Raw genomic sequence first — 22,952 nt, forward strand, 5'->3', positions numbered from 1 at the left:
TGCATTTGCCTAAAACCTTTAGGCAAATTAGCCTCGCTCTTATGAACCCACTGACTGAACAAGACATCCGTGCCGCGTTCGTGAACTGCTCCAAGGGGGAGGCCAAGCGGCTGAACATCCCGCACGACCTGGCCGACCGCCCCTGGTCCGACCTGGACTTCTTCGGCTGGCGCGATCCACAGGCGCCGGACCGCGCCTATCTCGTGGCCGAGCTGGACGGCCGGGTCCAGGCGCTCGCGCTGCGCAACTCCCCCAGCGGCTCGTGGCAGACGCGGCGCAGCATGTGCTCGCTGTGCGTGACCACGCACACCGGCGGCGTCTCGCTGCTGGTCGCGCCGAAGGCGGGCAAGGCGGGGAAGCAGGGCAACTCGGTGGGGGCATACATCTGCAGCGACCTGGCCTGCTCGCTGTACGTGCGCGGCAAGAAGGACGCCGGCATCGGCGGACGTCCGCACGAGACGCTCACCGTCGAGGAGAAGATCGAGCGCACGATGGCGAACCTGAGCGCGTTCGTCGCGAAGGTCGTCGCGTAGCCCGCACTACGGGCCGGAGCCTCCGTCACCGCCTTGACCAGTAACTCCGGACCGTGCCACGATCGTCACCAGTTGAACCTGTGACGCGACGGACCGAAGCGGACGAGGTGGATGGCCGGATGACCGGGGCAGGAGACGCAGCGACGGGTGGGACAGCGGGCGGCGCACGGCACATCGAGGCGATCGTGTGCGACGTGCTCGGCACGATGGTGGACGAGCCGGGCGGGCTGCGCGCGGCCGTCGGGGAGGCCGTGCCCGGCGCCGATCCGGCGACGGTGGACCTGCTGCTCGGCGTGTGGCAGGAGTACATCGAGCAGGAGCAGCTCCGCATCGCGCACAAGGAACGGCCCTACGCGAACAGCGAGGCCCTCGACCGCGAGGCCGCGCGCCGCGTCGCGGACCGCGCCGGGCTCACCGACGCGGCGGCCGTCGAGCGGCTGGCCGGTGCGGGCCGCAGGCTGAGCCCCTGGGCCGACTCCGTCACCGGTCTGGCCCGCCTCGCACGGCACGCCCCGGTCCTCGGCCTGTCCAACGCCTCCCGCGCGACGCTGCTCCGGCTGAACGCGTACGCCGGACTCCGCTGGCACCAGGCCCTGTCCGCCGAGGACGCCCGCGCGTACAAGCCCGCCGCCGAGGTCTACCGGCTCGCGCTCGACGCCGCCGGAGCGGGTCCTGATGGTCGCCGCCCACGCCTGGGACCTGCGCGGCGCGCAGGCGGTGGGCATGCGGACCGCGTACGTCCGGCGCCCGGTCGGGGACCCGCCGGTGAGCACCGACTCCTTCGACCTGCACGCGGACGGCCTGGACCATCTGGCCGAACTCGTCGAGCGGGCCGAGCGGTTGGACGCCCCGGCCTGAACGGATCCGGACGGATCTGACCCCGGCCCCCGTCAGGGACCGGGGTCGCGGTTCGTCCTGAGCGCGTCCGAATCGGCGAGCTCGTCGAAGAGCAGGGCCGCGTCGCCGGTCTGCCCCGTGCGGTAGGCGACGCGCGCCACCAGGTGCGCGGCGACGGGGCTGGTCAGCAGCTGGAAGAAGACGACCAGGGCCAGCGTGCCCAGGTCGACCCAGGACCGCAGGCGCAGCGCGACCCCCGCGGTGAGCAGCAGGATGCCCAGGGTCTGCGGGTTGGTGGCGGCGCTGCTGCGGGTCAGCACGTCGGGCAGCCGCAGCAGTCCGATGACGCCGCTCAGACAGACCAGGGCGCCGACGAGCAGCAGGGCGGCCCCGGCCAGGTCGGTGACGTGGTGCCAGGTGGTCACGGGCCCTCCTCGGGGGTGGGTCCAGGCTCGGCGGCGGGCCGGGCGGTGGGCTCGGCGGGCGTCGACGGGCGGTCGCGCACCGCGATGAAACGGGCGATGCCGACGGAACTGGTGAAGCCGAGGAAGGCGATCACGAGCATGATCGACAGGTAGTAGCGGGTCCGGGTGGAGGCCGCCTGGATGCCGATGCCGGCCACCATCAGGGCGGCCGCGACATCGACGGCCACGGCGCGGTCGAGCATGGAGGGGCCGCGCCAGACGCGGACCAGCAGCAGGGCGCCCGCGAGCAGGATCACCGCGAGGGCGAGGTCGAGCAGGACGGTGTCCACGGTGGTCACGGCCGGGACTCCTTTCCGTCGGGCGGCGCGGGGGACGCGGGTGGTGGCGGCGGTACGGGATCGGGGTCCGCGGCGACGCGGTCGATCTCCTCGCGGGTGCCGAAGGCCCGGACGACCAGCGCCTCCAGACGCCACACGTCACGCCGGGTCCGGTCCACCACGCGGGAGTCGTCGGCGTCGTCGATGTGCAGGTACAGGGTGGCGGACGAGCCGTTCACCTCGACGAGGGCGCCGCCCGGCACGCAGGAGACGGCGACGGCGGTGGCCGCGATCATCAGGTCGGTGCGGCAGCGCAGCCGCACGGCGATCACCGCGGCGGGCCGCCACCGCCTGCTCAGCGCCTGCCGGGTCACCGTGATGCTGGACACCACCATGTCGTACGCCAGGTATCCGGTGAGCCGGACGATGCCGAACGGGCGCAGCCGCAGGGCGAGTTCGACGGTGGGCAGCGGGAAGACCAGGCAGAGGACGACCGCGACGACGATGCCGCTGAAGAGGTTGCCCCAGGTCGGTCCCGACCACAGCAGCATCCAGATCACGGTGAGCCAGGCGATCAGCGGCGGGTCGAGACGGCGGGCGCGCGGCCGGGCGGGGGCCTTCGGGGCGGAGGTTCTCACTGGCCGAGCACCGCCTCCACGTACGGGGTGCGGTCGAGGAGTTCGGCGGCCGAGCGGTCCGCCAGACCGGTCAGCGGCGTCGCGAGCACGGTGTACGAGAGGCCGAGCAGCACGGCGCCGACGGTCGCCCCCGTCATCACGCGCGGCACCCGCGCGGTGGTGCGGACGCAGACGGCGGTGACCGTCCCCGAGCCGCCGTCGGCCGAGTCGTCCGAGTCCTCCAGCACACTGCCCTCCAGCGGCGGCGCGGACGGCGCCGCCCGCCAGAACGCCAGGTTCCAGACCTTCGCCACCACGTACAGCGTCAGGAGGCTGGCGACGGCGCAGGCGCCGAGCAGGACGTACGCGTCGCTGCCGCCGTCGGCCGCACCGGCCCGCATCAGGCCGAGCTTGCCGAGGAAACCGGACAGGGGCGGGATCCCGGCGAGGTTCATCGCGGGCACGAACCAGAGCGCGGCCAGCAGCGGAGCGGCCCTGGCGACACCGCCGAGACGCGTCAACTCCGTTGTCCCGTACCGCTTTTCCAGCAGTCCCGCGGCCAGGAACAGGGTCGTCTGGACGGTGATGTGGTGCGCCGTGTAGACGATGGCGCCGCCGATGCCGCCCCGGCTGCCGAGTGCGATCCCGTACAGCATGAAGCCGATGTGGCTGACGAGGGTGAAGGACAGCAGCCGTTTCAGGTCGGTCTGGGCGACCGCGCCGAGGATGCCGATGAGCAGCGACGCGAACGCGACGGCCATCAGCAGCACGGAGAGCCGGTTGCCGGGGAACAGCAGGGTCTCGGCGCGCAGTATCGAGTACACGCCGACCTTGGTGAGCAGTCCCGCGAAGACCGCCGTGACGGGTGCGGGCGCGGTCGGATAGGAGTCGGGCAGCCAGGCGGCGACCGGGAACGCGGCGGCCTTCACGCCGAACACGGTGAGCAGCAGCGCCTCGATCAGCGTCCGCACGCCGAGCGGGACGTCCTGGAGGCGGACGGCGAGCTGCGCGAAGTTGGCGGTGCCCGCGGCGGCGTAGGCGACGGCGATGCCCACGAGGAAGACGAGGGACGAGACGAGGGAGACGACGACGTACGTCGAACCGGCCCGCAGGCGCGGCTCGGTGCCGCCCACCGTGAGCAGCACGAAGCTCGCCATCAGCATGATCTCGAAGCCGACGTACAGGTTCACCAGGTCACCGGCGAGGAACGTGAGCGAGACGCCGGAGACGAGGACCAGGTAGGCCGGGTGGAAGACGGCGATCGGGGCGCTCTCCTCGCGGTCGGCCATGTCCTGGCCGAGGGCGTAGATCAGCACGATGAGGGTGACGGCGCCGGACACGGTCAGCATCAGCGCGGCGAGCCGGTCGGCGACGAGGGTGACGCCGACCGGCGGGGCGAAGTCGCCGAGGTGGACGACGAGCGGCCCGGTGCGGTCGGCCTCGACGAGCAGCACTACGTCGACGGCGAGGACGGCGGCGAGCACGCCGATGCCGATGATCCGGTGCAGCAGGCGCAGCCGGGGCCCGATGAACAGGCTCAGGCCGCACGCGGTCAGCGGCAGCACGACGGGCAGCGGGACGAGGGCGTTCACCGGGGGTCGTTCTCCTGCCGTTCCGGGGTGGCGGGCGGGCGCGGGTCCGCGCCGAGGATGTCGTCCCACAGGTCGCCGGGGGCGTCCCGGGCGCGAGCCTGGAAGGCGCGCTCGGCGCGGATCCGGTGGCGCTGCTCGCGGCGCTCGTCGCGCCAGGCGCGCGGGCCCTCGTCGCGGTGCAGCTCGCGCAGTTCGGCACGCTCGGCGGCGATCTCGGCGCGCAGCACGACGCGTCGGTCCTCGACGTCGTCCTGCACGAAGTCCGAGCCGGTCAGCTGGCTGCTGCGGTACGCCATCGCGAGTACGAACGCCGTGGTGGCGAGGGTGATGACAACCGCGGTCAGGACGATGGCCTGGGGCAGCGGATCGGTGACGCGGGCGTGCGGGACCCCGGGGTAGAGCAGCGGCGGCACCCCGGCGCGGCCGGTGGTGGAGAGGACGAACAGGTTGACGCCGTTGCCGCAGACGATGACGCCGACGAGGACCCGGGTCAGGCTGCGGGTGTGGATGAGGATGCCGCCGGCGGAGGTCAGGACGACGGCGCAGACGAGCAGGGTGAGGCTGACGGTCACCGGGCCCCCTCCCCCGCGCCGTCGCCGGCGAGCGCGAGTCCGGCGCGGTACTCGGTGTGCTGGTCGATCTTCGAGCCGAGGGCCCGGATGACGTCGAGGACCACGCCGAGGACCAGCAGGTACACGCCGAGGTCGAAGAGGATGGCGGTGCCCATGTGCCAGTCGCCGATCAGCGGCAGGTGTCCGTGCCAGGTCCAGGCGTGCAGCACCGTCCCGTCGGCGAGGCCGAGGAGCGCGACGCCGGTCGACAGGGCGAGGCCGAGTCCGGTGAAGAAGCCGGGGTGGACCGGGGCGGCGGCCGCCAGTTCGTGGCGTCCGCCCGCGAGGTAACGGATCATCAGGGCGACTCCGGCGACGAGCCCGCCGACGAATCCGCCGCCGGGCAGGTTCTCCGCGCACAGCAGCAGGTACACGGACAGCATCAGGATCGGGTGGAAGACCAGCCGGGCGATCACTTCGAAGACGACGGAGCGGTGCTCGGGCGCGAGCGTGTCACCGGCCGTCAGCCAGCTGCGTTCCGGCGCGGTCTGCAGGAACTCGTCCGGCACCCGGATGGCGCGCGAGGCCAGCGACCAGGCCGTCACCCCGCCGGGCAGCGCGGGCGGCGGCCCCGGTGCCGGGCCCTGTCGGCGGTGCACGTAGAGCAGGCTCGTGACGCCCAGGACGGCGACCGCGAGGACGGCCGACTCGCCCATCGTGTCCCAGGCGCGGAAGTCGACGAGGATCGTCGCGACGACGTCCTTGAGCCCGTGGTGGGCGGTCTCCTCCGTCATGGCGGCGCCGGCCGGGTCCGCGGTCCGCGCGCCGGCCGCCAGCCACACCGCGCAGGCGATCGCGGCGGCGCCGCCGAACGCGAGCAGGAACGCGGCCGTCCGGCGCCACGAGCGCAGCGTCTCGCCGAACATCACGGGCAGCCGCCGCATGACGAGGATCAGCACGACGGTCGAGACGGTCTCCACGCCGAACTGGGTGAGCGCCAGGTCGGGCGCGCCCTGCACGACGTAGAGGAGGGCCGTGCCGTAGCCGGTCAGACCGGCCAGGACGGCCGCCTTCATCCGGCGTTGCACGGCCAGGCACATCAGGGCGCACGCGCAGGTGAGCGCGCCGACGGCGGCCTGCCACGGGGTGTCCCAGGCGCGGGGTGCGGGGACGCCGTGCCAGGGGCGGTCGGTGGCGAGGACCGCGAGGAGGCCGGCGAGCATGACGCCGAGGACGGTGGCGACGTACGCGGGCAGCGAGCCCTTCTGCACGGAGCCGGTGACCTGCAGAGCGGTCCGCTCCAGGCCGAGGACGGTGCGGCCGAACCACTCGTCGGCCTTGGGCCAGGCGAGCATCCGGCCGGTGCGCACCACGGCGTCGCGGCCGACGAAGAGGGCGATGCCGCCCGCCCAGGCGAGTACGGACAGCCAGAGCGCCGCCCCGAAGCCGTGCCACAGCGCCAGGTGGTAGGGGTGCGCGGGGGCGGTGTACTGGGCCGCGTACGCCTCGAAGAGGTCCGCGACCCAGCCGACTCCCGGGCCGAGCAGCAGGCAGCCGACGGCGAGCAGGGCGGGCGGCGCGAGGAAGGCGGGGCCGACGCGGTGCACCGGGGTGTCGGGGACGCCCGGCTTGCGGGCGAAGGCGCCCCACAGGAAGCGCAGGGTGTACGCGGTGGTGAGCGCGGAGCCGACGACGATCAGGGCGAGCACCCACCGTTCGGCGACGGTGCCGTGCAGCAGCGCGTCGAACGCGGCCTCCTTCGCCACGAATCCGAGCATCGGCACGAGCGCGACCATCGACGCGGCGGCGGCCGCGGCGACCGCGCACACCCACGGCAGCGACCGGCCGACGCCGGAGAGCCGCCGCAGGTCGCGGGTGCCGGTCGCGTGGTCGACGATGCCCGTGACGAGGAACAGCGGCGCCTTGAACAGGGCGTGCCCGAGGATCATCGAGGCGGCGGCGAGCCCGGTGTTGTACGTGCCGTCGCCGGCGAGCACGATCAGGAAGCCGAGCTGGCTGACGGTGCCGTACGCGAGGACGAGCTTGAGGTCGTTGAGGCGCAGCGCACGCCAGCCGCCGAGCAGCATCGTCGCCGTGCCGAGCGTCAGCAGCACCGGCCGCCAGGGCGCGACGTCCGCGAACGCCGGGGCGAGCCGCGCCACCAGGTACACGCCCGCCTTCACCATCGCCGCCGCGTGCAGATAGGCGCTGACCGGGGTGGGTGCCGCCATCGCGTTCGGCAGCCACATGCTGAGCGGCCAGATCGCCGACTTGGCGAGCGCCCCGGCGAGGATCAGCACGAGAGCCGCCGAGAGCGTGCCGCTCGCCGCGGGCGGCGCCTCCAGGATGCGGGAGATCCGGTAGGTGCCCGCCAGATGACCCAGCATCAGGAACCCGACGAACATGGCGAGTCCGCCCACCGAGGTCACCATCAGCGCCTGCAGCGCGGAGCGGCGGCTCGCGCGCTTCTCGCTGTCGTACCCGATGAGGAGGAACGACAGGACGGTCGTCAGTTCCCAGAACAGGTAGAGGATCATCAGGTCGTCGGCGAGCACGAGCCCGAGCATCGCCCCGGCGAACGCGAGCAGGTTCCCGCCGAAGGGGCCCAACTGCCGGGTCCCCGGCGCGAAGTAGCTCACGCAGTACAGCAGGACGAGGGCGCCCACCCCGGCGGCCAGCAGCACCATGAGCAGCCCGAGCGCGTCGAGCCGGAACGCCACGTCGACGTCGTACGCCTCGATCCACGTCCACGACTCGTCCCGCGCCCCGCCGCCGGTCACCACGTCCCACTGGCACAGCGCCCAGCCGAGCGCGGCGGCGGGCGGCAGCGCGAGCACGACGAAGGCCCGCGGGCCCGCGCGGCGGACGAGCGGGGCGGCGCAGAGGGCTACGGCGAAGTGGGCCAGGACCAATACGGTCATGGACCATGCATATCCGCAAAAAGGCGACTAACTGGACGGACGCGCCGAAAAGTTGTCAGCTCCGGACACCCGCTCAGGTCGGGCCAGCGCACGCGCCGACTCCGTCCCCGGTCGCGCCCAGGCGGCGGCCACCACCGCGCCCGCCCGGACGGACGGTCCGGATTCCGGAGCCGAAAGATAGACCTGAAGGGCCTGCGCGGGCCGGCCGGCGGCCAGCAGTTCATCCGCCGATCGCGGGCTGCGCGTCGGACGGGCGAACCCGTGGGTGCGCGCATCGGGCCAGGTTTCGCCGGTCGGGTCCGGACTGAAGTCCGGGGGCCGCAGGTTGCGCAACCGCCACTCGGTCCGGTGCAGACGGGCCGCGACCCGGGCACGGTACAGGGCAGTGCCGGGGACTTCCTCGTGCAACCACGCTCCCAGCGTGTCGGCCAGTCCCGAGACCACGCACCGCCCTTGCGGCGTCAGCCGCTCCGACAGCGCGAGAGTACGCACCACCAGACGCGCCTGAAGCCGACGCAACGCGAAGTAGTAGGCGGCGACCTCCGGGTCCGCTGTGCCGTCGCGAAGGCGGCGGCGCCAGAAGCCCGCTACGCCGGTGAAGGCGTACGCACCGTGCAACAGGCCGGTCAGATGGCGTGGATCGCTGCGCCACGGCGCGTAGAAGCGCTCTGTGCGGTCGTCGTCGACCAGGGAGAAGTGGTGCAGCAGTGCGGCCAGTTTGCTGTGCTGGAACTCGTGGACCAAGGTCTCGGCGAGCTGGAGACCGGTGTCGGGCCGCGAGATGACCATCGAGGCGTAGGCATCGCCGGTCGATGCCGACAGTTGCACGGGTGCATCGCCCGGGGGCTGCTCCGGACCCCTGCGCCAAGGGACGATCGTGCGGATGGCTGCGACGTCGACCGTCCCCGCCGCCAGTGGTTCACCACCGCCCGTCGCGTCTCGCAACAGGCCACAGGCATCGGCGTACGCCCCTTGCCACTTCGCGAACTCGACGCCGTCGAGCGGCTGGGCCGGTACCGGCTCGTCCAAATCCCGATAGGGATCGATGTCGTCGAGCTGCACGCGCCCCGGCTGGAGGAACCGGAGGGGCTGCCAGTGGGGTCCGGTGGCCGAGGCAGCGGACAGGGGCGGCGTGTTGACACCGTTCGCGCTGAGCGTGAGACGCCCTCGGCTGAGGGTCAGGGACCCTGTGGCGTGGGGCGGGTGGCTGCCCGGGAGTCGGGCCAGACCGATGCCCGGCAGGGACAGGGTCCCGTCCCGCAGCGGTACCGGCAGGCTGGCGTCCACTCCGGCGCGCAGCGCGGCCGTACCGGCCAGCACGAACAGGCGGCCGATGTCCGACCACAGCGGGGCCGCGCCGGTCTGACCGTTGAGCCGGCGCAGGGTGTGGGCGAGCCAGCTGCCGGTCTGGGGGCCGGTCAGCAGGTCTTCCGCGATGTCGGGGTCTGCCGCCGCAGCGCGTTCGAGGAGGGCCCAGGCCACGGTCCAGGAACCGAGGGGGCCGACGAGACCCGGCGTGTCTTCGAGGGCGGTGAGCAGTTCCTTGAGCAACACCAGACGCCGGGTGCGCTCACCGCTTTCGAGGAACGCCAGTGCCTCGTACGTGCTGCCACCGGCGGCGAGGGCCAGAAGGTCGTCCCTCGCGAGCGTCAGGCCGGGGAACCCGAGGGCACCGTCCACGGTCATTCCGCGCGGCCGGGGTTCGACCCGCCCGTCGCATTGGAACGGGGCCGACGGACCTCGTCGAGCAGGCGTTGCTCGGGAGCCGGGAGCGCCGTGCTGCGCAAATTGCGGAACGACACAGATGCAAGGTCCGGAAGATCCGAACGGCAGGAGTCCGAAGGCTCATCGGGAAGTACGGGCACTGCGGTGACTCACCTCTTCCCTCAGGCTCGCGGACTGAGTGAAGCGTGAGATACGCCTGCTCACCCATGACTGGTATCCACGCGTACACACTGCGCACGCGGAGGCTAGCAGAACGGCGCACCGCGGTCAGCCTCATGGGGCCGCCGCGTCGCCGTCCAGCCTCCGCACCGCCTGTCGCAGCGCGGCGAGTCCGCCTCGGATGCGCGCCGCGGCCTGGACGATGGTGACGATGTCGTGTCGTGGGGCCGAGGCCCGCGGGATCTGGTCCCGGACCGTGCTCGGGAGGGCGTCCACCAACGTCTGCCGGCTCTCCGGGCGGGTGGCCCAGGCACGTCGGACCAGATCGGTGATCATGGCATCACATTCTTCGGCCGTGCCGTACTCGCCGCCTCCTCGGGTTCCGGAGGGTGCCACGTCGAAGTCACCACTCGCGCCCCGCAACCTGAGCCAGGGAACAGGCGCTCCGGCCCGTTCCCGTTCGCGAACGTCGTTCCGCAGCGCATCCAGGAAGGCGGCGTCGGGAAGCCGTCCGACGTCGTCGAGTTCCCGCAGACGGCCGAGCACCAGCGTGGACCAGTGCCCGGCCCGCGCCACCGGGTCGTTCAGCGCTCGGGTCCCTCGGCGGGCTGCCCGGAGTTCCATCTGTCGGAGCGCCTCCCACGGGCGCCCCATGGGTAGTTCCTCGTCCGGCGGTGTCGCGTACAGGTGCAGTTCACGCTCGAAGGTGGCACAGGCGTCGACCATCCAGACCTGGGACGGGTGGCGAGTGGCGGCTTCTGTCCGGTAGTAGGCCAGTACGGATTCCAGGTTGATGTTGCGCATGTCGTGACTGGTCGCGTCGGCGGTGATGAGACGAAGCCGGTCACCTCTGTCGAGAAAGCCGTGTCCGCCCCACCAGATCCACAGCAGATCGGATCCTGCGCGAGGCAGTTCGTTGACCAGGGTGTGGCGCAGGTCGGCGTGGTCGGCGGGGCGGTGCTCGACGCCGATCCGTCTGCCCGGCTCGGCCGCCAGGTGGAGCAGGATGTTGCCCTCGGGCACGTCGTGTCCGAGCAGCCAGTCGCGAAATCGCAGGGCGTCGCAGACAGGACCGGGAAGGGTCCAGCGGTCGCCGACGGCGTACCGCTCGATTCCGACGACGAGCGCGTGTACACGGTCGGGTGGCACGGTCGGGGTGGGCACGGGGCTCCTGTTCCGGAGGAAGGTCAGGGCAGGCTCGCGGCCAGGACGGTGTAGAGCCGAGGGTTCGTCCAGTACGCGCTGTGGGCGAGCGGAAAGGGCTGGCCGTTGTCGATGACGACGTCCGTCGCGCGGCCGGGGAAGAGGGGGCCTGCGGCGAAGCCCAGGAGATCGCGGGGGTCGTAGTAATTGAGCCAGCGCGGGAAGGAGCTGGGAAGAGGAGCCGGGTGGGTGAGGGACGGCAGAGCCCCCGTCTCGTACAGGAACGGAGCCTGGGAGCCCACCGTCGCCAGGAGGCGGACCTGCTGGAGCGGGTGGGTGACGAGCGTGTCCACCGCGATGATGCCCCCAAGACTGTGGCACAACAGAACCACAGGAGCTGGCAGTTGCGAGATCAGGTCGGCGAGTCCGGAACGGTGGCCGTCGCCACGGGCCAGATAGCGCAGCACGTCGCCGGCCGCTGGATGGGTGGCTCGGGTGAGGGCCGCGCGGCGGCGCACGACGGCACGTGAGGCGATCGGCGTGACTGCTCTGAGGGCGAACCGTTTGGGTCCGCGCTCCGATCCGTCGGGGCGTCCGCCGAGTTCGTGGGTGAGAGCGGCGACCGCGGAGTCGCGTACCGAGCCGGTGGCGGGGAGCGGGTCATCGGCGTCGGTCGCGGCCGAGAGGGCCAGGGCGACGACGGCGCGGGCGACGAGTTGCGCCAGGTCGGAGGTGCCGGCCGCGTGCGCGGCGCGCCCCGGGAGTGGTGAGTGGAGCAGGGCCGTGAGAGCGGCGCCGATGTGGGCGCCGTACGCGGACAGCTCCAGTTCCGCTTCGAGTTCGTTCGCACGCCGGAGCAACTCCTCCAGCCGGGTGCGGAGTTCGGCGTCCGGAGGTTGCGTGTGGGGCGGAACGTCGAACTCCTCCACGGCTTGTGATGCCGCGATCCGGAGTTCGGCGAACGGGTCGGCGTACAGCAGTTCCCAAGCGGCGACGGCGTCTTCGTCGGAGTCGAGGGCGCCGCGGGCCCGTCCGTGGGGCGTGGGGACGCTGATGCCGTCCGCGGCGAGAGTGGCGCCGTGCCGTGAGCCCCAGTCGTACACGACGAGACGCACGTGGGGAGCGACTCGGGCGAGACCGTCCGCGACGCGGTGGTGAAGGGCGGTGAGGGCGGGTTCGCGAACTCCGGTGCCGTGTACGAGAACGACGGTGGTCATGGGCGGCGAGGTCCTTCCTCCAGCAGGGCGGGCCCGGCGGGTCACAGGGGCATGGGAGGAACGTCGCACTCGATCCGGCGCTGATCCCTTGCTGCCAGAAGCCAGTGGTGTCCGGCACCGACGATCCGGGACAGGCCGAGCACCGCGGTCTCGCTGTGCCGCTCGGCCTCCTCGGTGCGGCCCATGGCGAGGAGGTCCGTGGCGAGATTGGCATGCAGGGCGAAGGTGATCGGATGGGCCTCGCCGATGCCGTCGGCCAGACGCCTCAACAAGGTCTGCTCCAGAGTTGCCGCCGGGGCGTGCTCCCCGCGCAGATGGAGGTTGGCAGCCTGGCCCACGCCGGTGGCGAGCGTGGTGATGTGATCGGGGCCCACGGTCGCAGTCAGACGGTTTACGGCCATGTCCGTCAACTGCTCGGCGCGGTCCAGCTCACCGAGCGCGCGGTGGGTGGCAGCGAGACTGCCCAGGGTGATCAGCGAATACATGTGGTCCTGCCCCAGGATGTTGCGGTACCGGGCGTAGGTGTCGTCGCCCAGGTCACGGGAGCGCCGCAGTTCGCCGCCCATCCTGCGATCGACCATCAGATTGACGGCGCTGGCCAGTGTGTCGGTGTGGTCCAGACCGAACTTCTCGACGAAGAGCTCGAAGACTCGCTCGCTGAGCTGCCATGCCGCTTCGAGTGCGCCGTCGCGGCGACGGCACACCGCGAGGTCACGCGCTGCCCGGACTGTGGCCGGATTCTCCGACCCGAACGCGGCACGGTACGCGGCATGGACTTCCTCCTGTGCCTGGCGGGCACGCGGAAAGTCACCGCTCTCCCTGATGTCGATGGAGAGTCCGTTCCGGGTGTTCAGGGTGAAGCCGTCCGCATGACCGTAGACGAGCTCCCACAGTCGCGCCGTCTCCTCGTCGAGGGTCAGGGCAGCCCGGAAATCGCCGCACATACGCAAGGAGACGCCGTAACTGTGCGCGGCCTTCAGCGTGTCCGGGTCGTCGGGGCCGAACAGGTCGCGCGCGCGCCGGAAGGCCTCCCGGTCGAGTTCGCGTGCCGCCTCGAAGTCACCGCGGTAGCGGTGGGCCCCCGCCATCTGCCACATCGAGTCGATGAGTTCCTCCTCCGGCACCTCTGGACGGCGGGAGATGAGGAGGGCCTGCTCGTTGAGTGCGAACGGGTCATGGTCGACGCCGACCAGCCGCTGGCAGAAGGCGTAGAGCTTGCCCATCTGGATGACGAGCGTGTTGGTCTGGACAGGGTCCTCGTTCCAGTGCCGCCAGGCGTCACCGGCCAGGGCGAGGGCCTGATCGTGATCGCCCCAGTAGTAGAGGTAGTAGACGAGGCTCGCGATCAGATCGCGAACCCAGCCGTCCGAACTGCGAACCGCCTGGGAGCCGATCGCGTGGGGCAGGAGGGCCTTGTAGCCGTCCCAGTGCCCGGGTGACGAGGGGCTGCCCGCCGGTTTGGCCGAGGCCAGCAGCGCGTGAGCCGCCGTGACCAGACGCTCCTGTTCGGACTCTTCGGTGGTGGCCCGCAGGATGCTCTGCATGAGGCGGTGCATCTGGATGGTGTCGCGCCGGTGGTCGACACGCATGAGGGAGAACTTGGACAGTTCACGGATGGCGCGGGACAGACGGATGGGGTCCCGCAGGATCGGATCGAGAGCCGGGCTGACCGAGATGCGGCCGCCGCTGCGGAAGATGCTCAGTGGGATGGGTTCGGCCGCGAGGCAGCCGCACACGCCCAGGAGTTGGTACACGCCGTTGGACGATGATTCCAGATGGCCGAGAGTGATGCGCCAGGCAGCGGCTACGGCGAGTGGGTACTCACGCGTGAGACTCCCGGTGTCCAGGGCCGTGCGGTGCTCTTCGAGAAGGTCCAGATATGCGGCGACGGTCATCTGGGTGGCGGAGTGCCAGGCCGCGGCGAGTTCGACGGCGAGCGGCAGGTCTCCCAACGCTTCGGCGAGTCGGGTGGCGTCATCGCGAGACAGGTCGGCCGACCGGCGCTGCAGGAGCGCGACGCTCTCGTCCCGGCGGAAGACGTCGACAGTTAGGGAGGTCGCGACGTTCTCCCACGCCCGGTTGCGTGAAGTGACGATGACCTTGCCGTGCCCGCTGGTCGGGATGAACGGACGCAGTCCCTCGACGTTCTCCGCGTTGTCGAAGACAAGGAGCCACCGGCCGTAGCGGTCGCTGTCACGCAGTGCCTCCAGGACGCGTGGGACCGCGGTGCCGGGCTGTGGACCGACCGTCAGCCCCAGGACCCGGGCCAGATCCGCGTAGGAGGACAGCACCATGCCCTGCTGCTCGGCCGGAATCCACCAGACGATGTCGAACTCGTGCTGGTGGCGGTAGACGTACTCGATGGCGATCTGCGACTTGCCGACTCCGCCGGTGCCGTGCAGGGCGTGCGGCAGGACGGCGGCCAGCTCCCCTTCGCGCAACTGGTCGGCTACGGCTGTCAGGAGGTCTTCACGACCGATGAAGTGGGCGTTGCGAGGCGGCATGGGCCCTTTGATGCCCGGCTGCCCGTGGCGGCCGCCTGCGAGCCGGGAGGATTCGGGGTCCATGGCGCTGCTGCCTTTCCGTACGGGGGGCCGGTACGAGGAGGAGGGGGACGGGCGCTCGATCGCGGTGCGCAGCCGTCGGGCACGCTCGACGTGCGGGCCGGACAGCGCCTCGAGCACGGCGAGTTCGAGACGGATCCAGGCCTCGTCCGTGCCGCGGGGATCGGGTAGGGGTTCGTCGTCCGGCGCCGCGATCGCCGCCCGCAGGCGCACCGCGGCCCCGTCCTTGGCCCCCAATGGGGTCTGGGCGAGATGCGCGACGACACTCGCCAGCTCGGTCCTGGTCCCGCCGGCCAGGAGTGCCTCCCGGACCCCGGGCGCGAAGTCCACGCCGAGCGCGTCCTGCGCCGACCAGTCGAGGAGTCCGCCCATGATGATCTCGGCCAGATGCTCGGGGCCCGACTGCGGCAGTGCGACGCGCTGGATGCGACGGATGGTGTCGAGATGGGCGGGCACGGCGGCGAGTTGTGAGGCCAGCCGCCGGGCGGTGGGCGTGGCGAGTGCGGTGAAGGCGCGCACCGCGCTCTCCGGACTGTCCGCGGAGTACTGGAGCCCGGGCGCCGGTGCTTCCTTGGCGAGTGCCCCGGTGTGGACGACCTGGCAGGCACGGTGCACGCCGGTGTCGCCGGCGACGAGGTCGGCCCATCCCGCGAACGAGGGCGCCCTGAGGCTCAGCACCGGAACGGGGATCACGCCGGCGTCCATGGCAGGTGAGGGGCGCAGTGGATCGTCGATGTCCTCGTCGGAGACGTGTGTGAGCGCACTGTTGGGTCGGCCGAAGCCACTGCCGGCGAGGAGGCTCGGCCAGGGCCGCAGAGCGGAGCGGTGACGCAGGTGCGTGGGGAGCAGGTGAACGATCGCCGTCGGTCCCGACGTGGCAAGGCGTTTGAGAAGGCTGTCGGCGGTGCGTGAGGCCCAGCCCGGTGCCAGGCCGTCGGTCACGAGCAGGAAGACGCGCTCGCCCCGGCCGTCGAGCAGTTCGGCGGGCCATGCCTTGCGGCCCCCCGGACGCAACAGGGTGGCGGGGCCGTCCGGAGGCAGGACCACGGAGACCGTGCGCACGTCGCGGAATGCTCCCGCCTGGGCCGCCTGCTCGGCGAGCTGCCGGGTCTCGCGTTCCCACACCCGCACCGTGGCGGCGGCGTCGACCAGGATGACCAGATCGAGGGCGCGCTCGGGGACGGGGCACAGCACGGGCATCCAGGCCGCGCCGTCGAGGCTCCGTTCCGCGGTGCTCTCCTCGTCCAGTTCGTTCGCATGCGGCGACGGTCGGCGGCGGGCGAGCCGGCGCAGGGCCCGCGCGAGCGGCGGGCCGTGGCCGACGGCCGGGCCCGGGGAGGACCTCCGCTCCGGGCGCGGGCGTCCGAGGGCCAGTTCGACGTCACCCCGCGGGTCGGGACGAACGTGGGGGTGCGCGTCCGCCACGGGCTCGGGACCGGGGGCGCCGGGAGAGCCGACCGGAGGCTGATCGCCCTCACGCTTCCGCGTGGTGGGTTCCTGCTCGGGCGGCCCGCCGGAGCGCGTGGGGGCCTGCGCCGGAGCCGGCGGCACCGGCTGCTCGTCGAGGGAGCGGTCGGCGGCGATCCAGTGAGCTCCGAGCCACGCGGCATCGGCGAGATCGGTCCAGTGCAGGTCCACGGGGGTGTCGTCCGAGGGCCGATGACCGTGCTCCGGCGCACCACCGCGGACGGCCATCACTGCGCCTTGGACAGATCGCGCAGCAGCGTCTCGATGAGGAGGCGACCCTGCTGGCCCTTGGGGAACCCGTGGTGGGTGATGAGCTGGGCCGCGTTGAGCAGTTGGTCCACCGAGTGGGTTCCACCGCTGCCCAGCCGCAGCGCGAATTCGTCGACCAGTGCCTCCACCCCGTCGGGGCGGTGGCGCAGGTGACCTTCCACGATGGCGAGGAGCAGTTCGGCGCTGGGCGGTTGCATCTCCAGTGGCAGGCACCGACGACGAAACGCGGCCGGGAAGTCCCGCTCGCCGTTGCTGGTGATGACGACCACCGGGAACTCGGCGCACTCGACGCGCCCGCGTCGGATCGTCGCGGTGCCACCGGGGTCGTCGGTGTGGACCGTGGCCTCGGCATCCTTGCTGCGGACCAGCTCCGGGATGTCGAAGCTGCCGTTCTCCAGTACGTGGAGGAGGTCGTTGGGCAGGTCGATGTCGCTCTTGTCGAGTTCGTCGACCAGCAGGACGCGCGGTCGCCGGGCCGGGAGGAGTGCGGTCCCGATCGGGCCGAGGGTGATGAACTCACCGAGATCGGCGGGCGGCACCTGATCGGTCTCCACGCGGCGCGGAGAGGCGAGTTGGGCGACGGTCTGGGCACGCCCCAGGGCGTCGTACTCGTACAGGCCACCGCGCAGGACCGTTCGGCTGACGATGTTCCACTGCAGCACCCGGCCCAGCCCGACCTCACGGGCGATCAGGTACGCGAGCGTGGATTTGCCGATGCCGGGAGGGCCGGTCACCAACAGCGGACGACGCAGCAGGATCGCCGCGTTGACCACATCGATCTCGGCCTCGCCCAACTGGGCGACCGACTTGTTCGCACCGAGCCTGCGGGCGGCGCCGACGTCCCAGGTGTCGGGATCGCTGTCGGGCGGGACGCCCTGGAACTGGCGCCAGGGCGGCGGCTTGGGCAGGGGGACGGGTGGGCCGGACGGTGCGTGTCCCGTGGCGTGAAACACCCGCCACCGATCGGCAGAGCCCGTGGACTTGCTGGTCATCCGTACGCCTCCTCGGCAGACGGGTGGGTGGCCTGGCAGTCGACGACACGTTCCGGGTCGTCCCAGAGGCAGGCGACGTGCCGGCCGAGGAACGCCTCGCCGCTGGCATCGGCCTCGGCCCGGATGCGCATCGCCTGGATGCGGCGGGGCAGGCCATGCGATGAGGCTGTGCTGTTCAGCAGTTCGGTGAGGGTCTCGCGCGTCCTCGGCTCGAGGTCTCCGCGCCGGTCCCACAGGGCGAGGCCGTAGCCCTCGGCTATGGCGCGTTTGAGGGCGGCCAGCCCGGTGCTCCCCCGGCGCGGGGCGTCGATGGCAAGGGCTGTGAACGGGGCGGCGCCGTGCGGACGGTGGGCGAGCGAAGCGGCCCAATGATCGAGCGGAACATCGTCCGCCTGGGTCCAGTGGTGCAGATGAGGACCGTGCTCGTGCAGTTCGCGCCAGCGGGCGCGCCATCGGTTCGTGGTGATCGGATCGCTGGCGTAGCGCCGCAACCGGTCCAGGCTGCGCAGGTGGACGCAGTAGCGGGGGCCGATGGGGGTCGCTCCCGGGCCGTCCGTGTCGATCTCGATGCGGGCGACGTCGTGGTTGAGCATCCGGTAGGGAAGGATGAACTCGACGAAGGGCGGCAGTTGACCGCCGGAGTCGGCGCGAGCCGGGTCCCAGAGGTACTCGCCCTGGACGAGAGCGCTCTGCACCGCCTGACCGAGACCGTCCAGACTGGTGACGATGACGTCTCCGGCACGGGGTGACCACTGTCCGGCCAGTCCGTTGATCCAGTACCGGACGGTCACGTCGTCGGTGCCGTCGGAGGACGGCTCGACCATGATGAGCAGACAGCGAGGGATGTTCGGGTCCGATCGTCGCGCCTCGCGCCTCGCCCGGCGGCGGCCCAACGCGGGTAAGCAGCCTTGGGACCGCGCCCACTCCTCGGCCCAGGCGCGGTAGGCGAGTGCGGCCTGTTCGTCCCGGGTGCGCAGCGCCACCCATTCCACGGCGACGACGGCGGGCAGTACCCGGTCGGACGGCGCATTGCATTCCAGCAGCGCTTCGAAGAGGCCGAGCACTGTAGCCGGCTCCCTGGGCACGAGGATGTCGAGCTCGTAGCCGATCTGCTCACGCAGGTCGTTCAGGTCCAGACCCGACTCCTGAGCGAGGAGGGCTGTCACACGGTGATGGACGTCCTGGGCCAAGGGGGGTGGCAGTACGGGAACGGCAGGCGCTGCGGTGCGCCAGGCCCCGTCGGCGTCGCTCTCGAACGAGACGTCTCCGACGGTGTGGTTCAATCTTCGGTCGTTCGTCCCGGCCGGTCTGAGGGCGTGCTGGGGCTTCACGTCCGTGAGAGCGATCAGATGAGGACCGATCCGCTCGCGGAGCGCATCTCCGTCCTCGGGGCTGTACCACGTGACCCGTTGCACCAGAATGGCCGAGAGCTCCAGGGGACGGAGGCTGATCCGCTTCGCGAGTTCGACCCGGAATGTGGAGAGCGACGTGTCGAGGAGATGCGGCGGAAGTCCCAGGCTGTCGGCGAGCGAACGCCGGGACTCGGAATTGCTGAGCCATTCGCATCGCGCCAGTCCGTCGACAATGGTGCCCACGAACCGGTCACGCTCCGCATCGCCCCACCCGTGTCGCGCGTCAGTCACCGGACGTCCCCCACGTTTCGGCGCTCCGACCGGAGCTTTCTCCGAAACTAGCATGGGATTTGACGGCCAGTAAGATCCGCGTCAGAGGCTCGACATCTATGAACTCCCTGCCCTCATAAGACAGTTGAAACATTTCCTTCTGTCGGGACCGCCGGCGGTGGCGATCCTCAGTGCCCCCGAAACGCCTCCTCCAGCCACCACGCCCCCCGCTCCCGCACCACCTTCGCGTCGATGAGCAGCGGCGCGGTACGCGGGCCCGTGACCCAGTCCTGTACGGCCTTCAGGTCGGCGGGCGTGCGGACGGTCACCGCCTCGAAGCCGTAGCCGCGGGCCACGGCGGCGATGTCGGTGGGCGGGAACTCGACCGTGTCGAGCGGGAATCCGTCGGGGCCGAAGTGGTGCACCTCGGCGCCGTACGCGTCGTCGTTGTAGACGACGACCACCATCGGCAGTCCGAGCCGGCGCACCGTGTCCAGCTCGACGGCGCTCATCAGCGCGCCGCCGTCACCGAGCGCGGCCACCGCGAGCCGGTCGGGGCGGGCCAGGGCCGCGCCGATCGTGGTGGCGAGGCCGAGGCCGATGGACTGGAACGCCTGCGTGAAGCAGAGGCCCTGTTCGTCGGGGACGGCCAGGTACATCGTCGGGTGGCCCATGAAGTTGCCCGAGTCGACGCCCATGACGCGCTCGGCGGGCAGCAGGTCGTCGAGGGCGATGCTGAGCGTGCGCGGGTCGATGCGGTCCCGGGTGCTCTCGTCGGCGTACGGGACGTCCCGCCAGCGCAGGCGCGAGGTGAGGGCGAAGGCGGTGGTGGGGGTGCGGTAGCCGGGGCCGTCGGGCTCCCCGAGCGCGGCCAGGGCCCGGTCCGCGGTGCGGCGGGTGTCGCCGGTGATCCCGAGGTGGACCGGCCGGTGGGCGCCGAGGGCGGCGGGGTCGTCGTCGACCTGGACCAGGGTCGTGCCGGGACCGATGAGCCGGCCGTGCCGAGTCGTCCACATGGTGAGCGAGCAGCCGAAGGCCACGATCACGTCGGCGCCCTCGATCAGTTCGGCGGCGAGCGGTGACGAGAAGCCGCCCGCCACGTCGAGCGACCACGGATTGCCGTGGAACAGGCCGCGGGCCACCGCCGACGTCGCGAGCAGCGCCCCGCAGCGTTCCGCGAGCGCCTCCAGGGCCTCGCGGGCGCCGGCGCCGCGCGCGCCGCGGCCCGCGAGGAGGACGGGGCGTTCGGCGTGGGCAAGGATCCCGGCGAGCGCCGCGACGTCGTCCGCGGCGGGTTCGGCGGCGGGGCGCGGCCGGGGCGGGACGACCGCCGCGAGGGCCCGGGCCGGGTCCGTGACCTCTTGGGTCTGGACGTCGAGCGGAAGGTTCAGCACGACCGTGTACCGCTCGTGGACGGCGCGGCGCACGGCGGCGCAGGCCCGGTCGACGGCGTCGGCGGCCGTCGTCACCCGGACGCTGTGCGCCCCGACGGCCCGCGCCAACGCCTCCTGGTCCACATGGAAGTTGGAGCGCGGCCGGGTGGCCTCCGCGGCGAGCACGACGAGCGGGGTGCCGCTCTTGGCGGCCTCGCCGATCCCGGTGAGGGCGTTGGTGAGCCCGCACCCCTGGTGCACGCTGACCGCCGCGACGGTGCCGCTGACCCGGGCGTACGCGTCGGCCATGGTGGCGGCGCCGCCTTCGTGGCGGGCCGCGACGAACCGGGCGCCCGCCGCCGTCATCGCGTTCGTGACGTGGAAGTTTCCGGAGCCGACCACGCCGAAGACCTGCCCGACCCCGGCCGCGACCAGGGCCCGGCCGACCGCCTCGGCGACGTTCACGACGGCTGCCCCGCGCGTTCCACGAGGGCGAGGACGCGTGCGGGCGCCCCGGATCCGGAGACGATGGGCAGCGGCCCCGCGATCACGACGGCCCCGGTCGGCGGCAGGCCGGCCAGGTTCTGGAGCTGCGTCAGGCCGTACTTGCCGCTGCCCATGAGGTACGAGTGGCAGGGGTAGGGCGGATCGAAGCCGTGCGCCCCGCCCGCGTCCGTGCCGACCGTCTCCACGCCGAGCCCGATCACCGGCGACTCCTCGGCCACCCAGCGGGCGCACGCGGCGGACAGGCCGGGCGTGTGCGGGCCGTTCTCGTCGGCGTTGAGGAACGCCTCCTGGCCGTGCGAGCGGCTGCTCCATCCCGTGCGGACGAGGAGCCAGCCGCCGTCGGGCAGCGCGCCGTACCGGTTCTGCCAGGCGTGGACGTGCTCCACCTCGACGAGGAAGTCGGGGTCCTTGGCGACCTCGTCCGTGAAGTCCAGCACGGCGGCGGGAGCGACCAGTCGGTGGGCGGGCACCGACGCGACGTCGGCGAGCCCCCGGCCGGTCACCCAGTGGTTGGGGGCGTCGAAGTGGGTACCGGTGTGCTCACCGGTACGGAAGTTGTTCCAGTACCAGGCAGGCCCCCGATCGTCGTACCGACTGATCTCCTCCAGCTCGAAGACCTGCGTCTGCCCGAACTGGGGCGGCAGCTGGAGCACGGGCGTCGTGGACGACAACGGCGCGGTGAGGTCGACGACTTCGATCGCGCCACCCCTCAACCCGGCCACCAGGGCGGCGAGTACGGAGGGCGTGGAGGATCCCGGCGCTGCTGCGGGCGCTGCCGCTGGCTCAGACATGCCTGCATCTTGAAGCCATCGGAGGGGCCGCACAAGCGTCCGGCGGGCACGGGGCGGCCCCTTCCGCTTCCATCCGCTCCCATCCGGTTCCGTCCGCTTGCATCTGGTTGCATCTGGTTGCATCCGATGGACTCAGCGTGGTCCCTGCGCCCCGTGGGACAGTCCCGCTTCTCGTCCGAGCCCCTCCCGCGCGAAGATCAACGCGTAGTCTTCCCCCGGAGCCGGAGCCGGAGCCGGAGCCGGAGCCGGACATGGACACGGAGCCGGAGTTGGGGCCGTGTCCGGTGCCGTACGGGGGAGGGAATCGCGATGACGGACGCTGGGGCGGAGCAACCGTGGGGCTCGGAGCTCACGTCGGTGGTGGTGTACGCGCGGGGTGCCGTGTGCGTGCGGCTGGCCCGGGGCACCGTGCCGGGCGACGGCCGGGTGCGGGTGAGCGGGCTGCCCCGGGTGCTGGAGCCGGGGTCTCTGCGGGCCCGTGTCGTGGGGTCGTCCAGTGTACGGGTCACCGAGGCGCGGGTCGTCGTCGACGCCGAACCGGCCGCGCCCGACGCGCCCCCCGACCTGCTCCGCGAGGTCGAGTCGCTGCGTGAGCGGCAAGCTGCCGTGGAGGCCCGCCGGGGCCGGCAGGCCCGGCGGATCGACGAGGTCGCGGCGCTGCGCCCGGTCCCCCCGCCCCGCAAGCGCGACGATCCGCACCGGCGCACGCCCGTCGACGCGTGGCTCGGGCTCGCGGAGTTCGTCGACGGGCGGCTGACCGTGCTGCACGCCGGACTCGTCGAGCTGGACGAGGAGCTCCGCCGGGTCACGCACGACCTCGACGTCGCCACGGACCGCCTCGAACGCGCCTCCACGGACCGGCCGTCGGCGCCCGTACGGACCACGGTCTCGGCCGTCCTCACCCTGGACGGTGCCGCCGCGGCGGACGCCCGCGCCGAGGTCGAGGTCGAGTACCGCGTACCGGGAGCGATCTGGGTGCCCTCCTACCGGCTGACGCACCGTCAGGACGGTGACGGCGGACGGCTCGTGCTGCGCGCCTCGGTGGCCCAGCGCACCGGTGAGGACTGGACCGGCGTGCGCATCGGCCTGTCCACCGCCGATCTGCGGCGCCCCACCGGGGTGCCGCGGCTGCACTCGGTGCGCATCGGACGCAGGCAGCCCGTGCCCGCGCCGTCCGGCTGGCGCGAGCCGCCGGCGGGTCTCGGCGCGCTCTTCGCCGGGTACGAGGCGGCGGGCCCGCGGCCGAGCACGCCGCGGCGCGGGGGCCCGGACTCGGTGGGCTCCGCGTACGGGTACGCGGTGGCGGCGGAGGAGGCGGACACGTCCGGA

16 protein-coding genes and 1 pseudogene are annotated in these 22,952 nt (G+C 72.2%); 3 read left to right on the forward strand and 14 right to left on the reverse strand.

The window, feature by feature from the left end; genetic code table 11:
- The first annotated feature begins 41 nt into the window (after positions 1 to 41).
- The gene (locus RBJ77_RS09390) at positions 42 to 533 is read left to right on the forward strand and encodes an FBP domain-containing protein (protein ID WP_372344517.1); all 492 of its coding nucleotides are present in this window, start codon (positions 42 to 44) and stop codon (positions 531 to 533) included.
- Between the two features lie 119 nt (positions 534 to 652).
- Positions 653 to 1,391 (forward strand): annotated as a pseudogene (locus RBJ77_RS09395) (haloacid dehalogenase type II).
- A gap of 32 nt (positions 1,392 to 1,423) precedes the next feature.
- Here RBJ77_RS09395 and mnhG read toward each other — a convergent pair.
- The 14 genes from mnhG to RBJ77_RS09465 all read right to left on the reverse strand — a co-directional run bounded on the left by mnhG (position 1,424) and on the right by RBJ77_RS09465 (position 21,623).
- Positions 1,424 to 1,795, reverse strand: a complete 372-nt coding sequence (gene mnhG, locus RBJ77_RS09400) for a monovalent cation/H(+) antiporter subunit G (protein WP_372344518.1) — start codon at positions 1,793 to 1,795, stop codon at positions 1,424 to 1,426.
- Entirely contained in the window at positions 1,792 to 2,133 is a 342-nt protein-coding gene (locus RBJ77_RS09405) for a monovalent cation/H+ antiporter complex subunit F (protein WP_372344519.1), read from the reverse strand. The genes mnhG and RBJ77_RS09405 overlap by 4 nt, the downstream gene beginning before the upstream one ends.
- The gene (locus RBJ77_RS09410; protein WP_372344520.1) at positions 2,130 to 2,750 is read right to left on the reverse strand and encodes a Na+/H+ antiporter subunit E; all 621 of its coding nucleotides are present in this window, start codon (positions 2,748 to 2,750) and stop codon (positions 2,130 to 2,132) included. Before RBJ77_RS09410 ends, RBJ77_RS09405 begins: the two co-directional genes overlap by 4 nt.
- A complete protein-coding gene (locus tag RBJ77_RS09415) occupies positions 2,747 to 4,321 on the reverse strand; it encodes a Na+/H+ antiporter subunit D (protein ID WP_372344521.1) in 1,575 nt (524 codons plus the stop codon). Before RBJ77_RS09415 ends, RBJ77_RS09410 begins: the two co-directional genes overlap by 4 nt.
- A complete protein-coding gene (locus tag RBJ77_RS09420; RefSeq protein ID WP_372344522.1) occupies positions 4,318 to 4,893 on the reverse strand; it encodes a Na(+)/H(+) antiporter subunit C in 576 nt (191 codons plus the stop codon). The genes RBJ77_RS09415 and RBJ77_RS09420 overlap by 4 nt, the downstream gene beginning before the upstream one ends.
- Positions 4,890 to 7,793 carry a Na+/H+ antiporter subunit A gene (locus RBJ77_RS09425; RefSeq protein ID WP_372344523.1) on the reverse strand — a complete coding sequence of 968 codons (2,904 nt, stop codon included), beginning with the start codon at positions 7,791 to 7,793 and terminating at the stop codon, positions 4,890 to 4,892. Before RBJ77_RS09425 ends, RBJ77_RS09420 begins: the two co-directional genes overlap by 4 nt.
- A gap of 27 nt (positions 7,794 to 7,820) precedes the next feature.
- Entirely contained in the window at positions 7,821 to 9,473 is a 1,653-nt protein-coding gene (locus tag RBJ77_RS09430) for an HEXXH motif domain-containing protein (protein WP_372344524.1), read from the reverse strand.
- 318 nt (positions 9,474 to 9,791) lie between these two features.
- Positions 9,792 to 10,841, reverse strand: coding sequence for a caspase family protein (locus RBJ77_RS09435; RefSeq protein ID WP_372344525.1), 1,050 nt, complete (start codon positions 10,839 to 10,841; stop codon positions 9,792 to 9,794).
- A 23-nt stretch (positions 10,842 to 10,864) separates the two neighbouring features.
- On the reverse strand, positions 10,865 to 12,037 hold the full coding sequence (locus RBJ77_RS09440) for a hypothetical protein (protein WP_372344526.1): 1,173 nt from the start codon (positions 12,035 to 12,037) through the stop codon (positions 10,865 to 10,867).
- A 41-nt stretch (positions 12,038 to 12,078) separates the two neighbouring features.
- Positions 12,079 to 16,239 (reverse strand): FxSxx-COOH system tetratricopeptide repeat protein, encoded by a 4,161-nt coding sequence (gene fxsT, locus RBJ77_RS09445; RefSeq protein WP_372344527.1) that lies wholly within the window; start codon positions 16,237 to 16,239, stop codon positions 12,079 to 12,081.
- 56 nt (positions 16,240 to 16,295) lie between these two features.
- Entirely contained in the window at positions 16,296 to 17,330 is a 1,035-nt protein-coding gene (locus RBJ77_RS09450; protein ID WP_372344528.1) for an AAA family ATPase, read from the reverse strand.
- A complete protein-coding gene (locus tag RBJ77_RS09455; protein WP_372344529.1) occupies positions 17,327 to 18,496 on the reverse strand; it encodes a hypothetical protein in 1,170 nt (389 codons plus the stop codon). Before RBJ77_RS09455 ends, RBJ77_RS09450 begins: the two co-directional genes overlap by 4 nt.
- A gap of 644 nt (positions 18,497 to 19,140) precedes the next feature.
- Positions 19,141 to 20,790, reverse strand: coding sequence for a thiamine pyrophosphate-binding protein (locus RBJ77_RS09460; protein WP_372344530.1), 1,650 nt, complete (start codon positions 20,788 to 20,790; stop codon positions 19,141 to 19,143).
- Positions 20,787 to 21,623 carry a cyclase family protein gene (locus RBJ77_RS09465; protein WP_372344531.1) on the reverse strand — a complete coding sequence of 279 codons (837 nt, stop codon included), beginning with the start codon at positions 21,621 to 21,623 and terminating at the stop codon, positions 20,787 to 20,789. Before RBJ77_RS09465 ends, RBJ77_RS09460 begins: the two co-directional genes overlap by 4 nt.
- Positions 21,624 to 21,932: 309 nt before the next feature.
- Between RBJ77_RS09465 and RBJ77_RS09470 the strand changes: the two genes are divergently transcribed.
- Positions 21,933 to 22,952 (forward strand): DUF4139 domain-containing protein (locus tag RBJ77_RS09470; protein ID WP_372344532.1); only part of this gene is annotated, 1,020 nt, incomplete at its 3' end.

It is taken from the genome of Streptomyces sp. KL116D, assembly GCF_030766975.1.
In the GTDB taxonomy this organism is placed as follows: Bacteria; Actinomycetota; Actinomycetes; order Streptomycetales; family Streptomycetaceae; genus Streptomyces; species Streptomyces longispororuber_A.

Coding starts and splice junctions, on each gene's coding strand:
- RBJ77_RS09390 (WP_372344517.1), top strand. CDS start 42: ATGAACCCACTGACTGAACAAGACATCCGTGCCGCGTTCGTGAACTGC.
- RBJ77_RS09425 (WP_372344523.1), bottom strand. CDS start 7,793: ATGACCGTATTGGTCCTGGCCCACTTCGCCGTAGCCCTCTGCGCCGCC.
- RBJ77_RS09440 (WP_372344526.1), bottom strand. CDS start 12,037: ATGACCACCGTCGTTCTCGTACACGGCACCGGAGTTCGCGAACCCGCC.
- RBJ77_RS09450 (WP_372344528.1), bottom strand. CDS start 17,330: ATGACCAGCAAGTCCACGGGCTCTGCCGATCGGTGGCGGGTGTTTCAC.
- RBJ77_RS09465 (WP_372344531.1), bottom strand. CDS start 21,623: ATGTCTGAGCCAGCGGCAGCGCCCGCAGCAGCGCCGGGATCCTCCACG.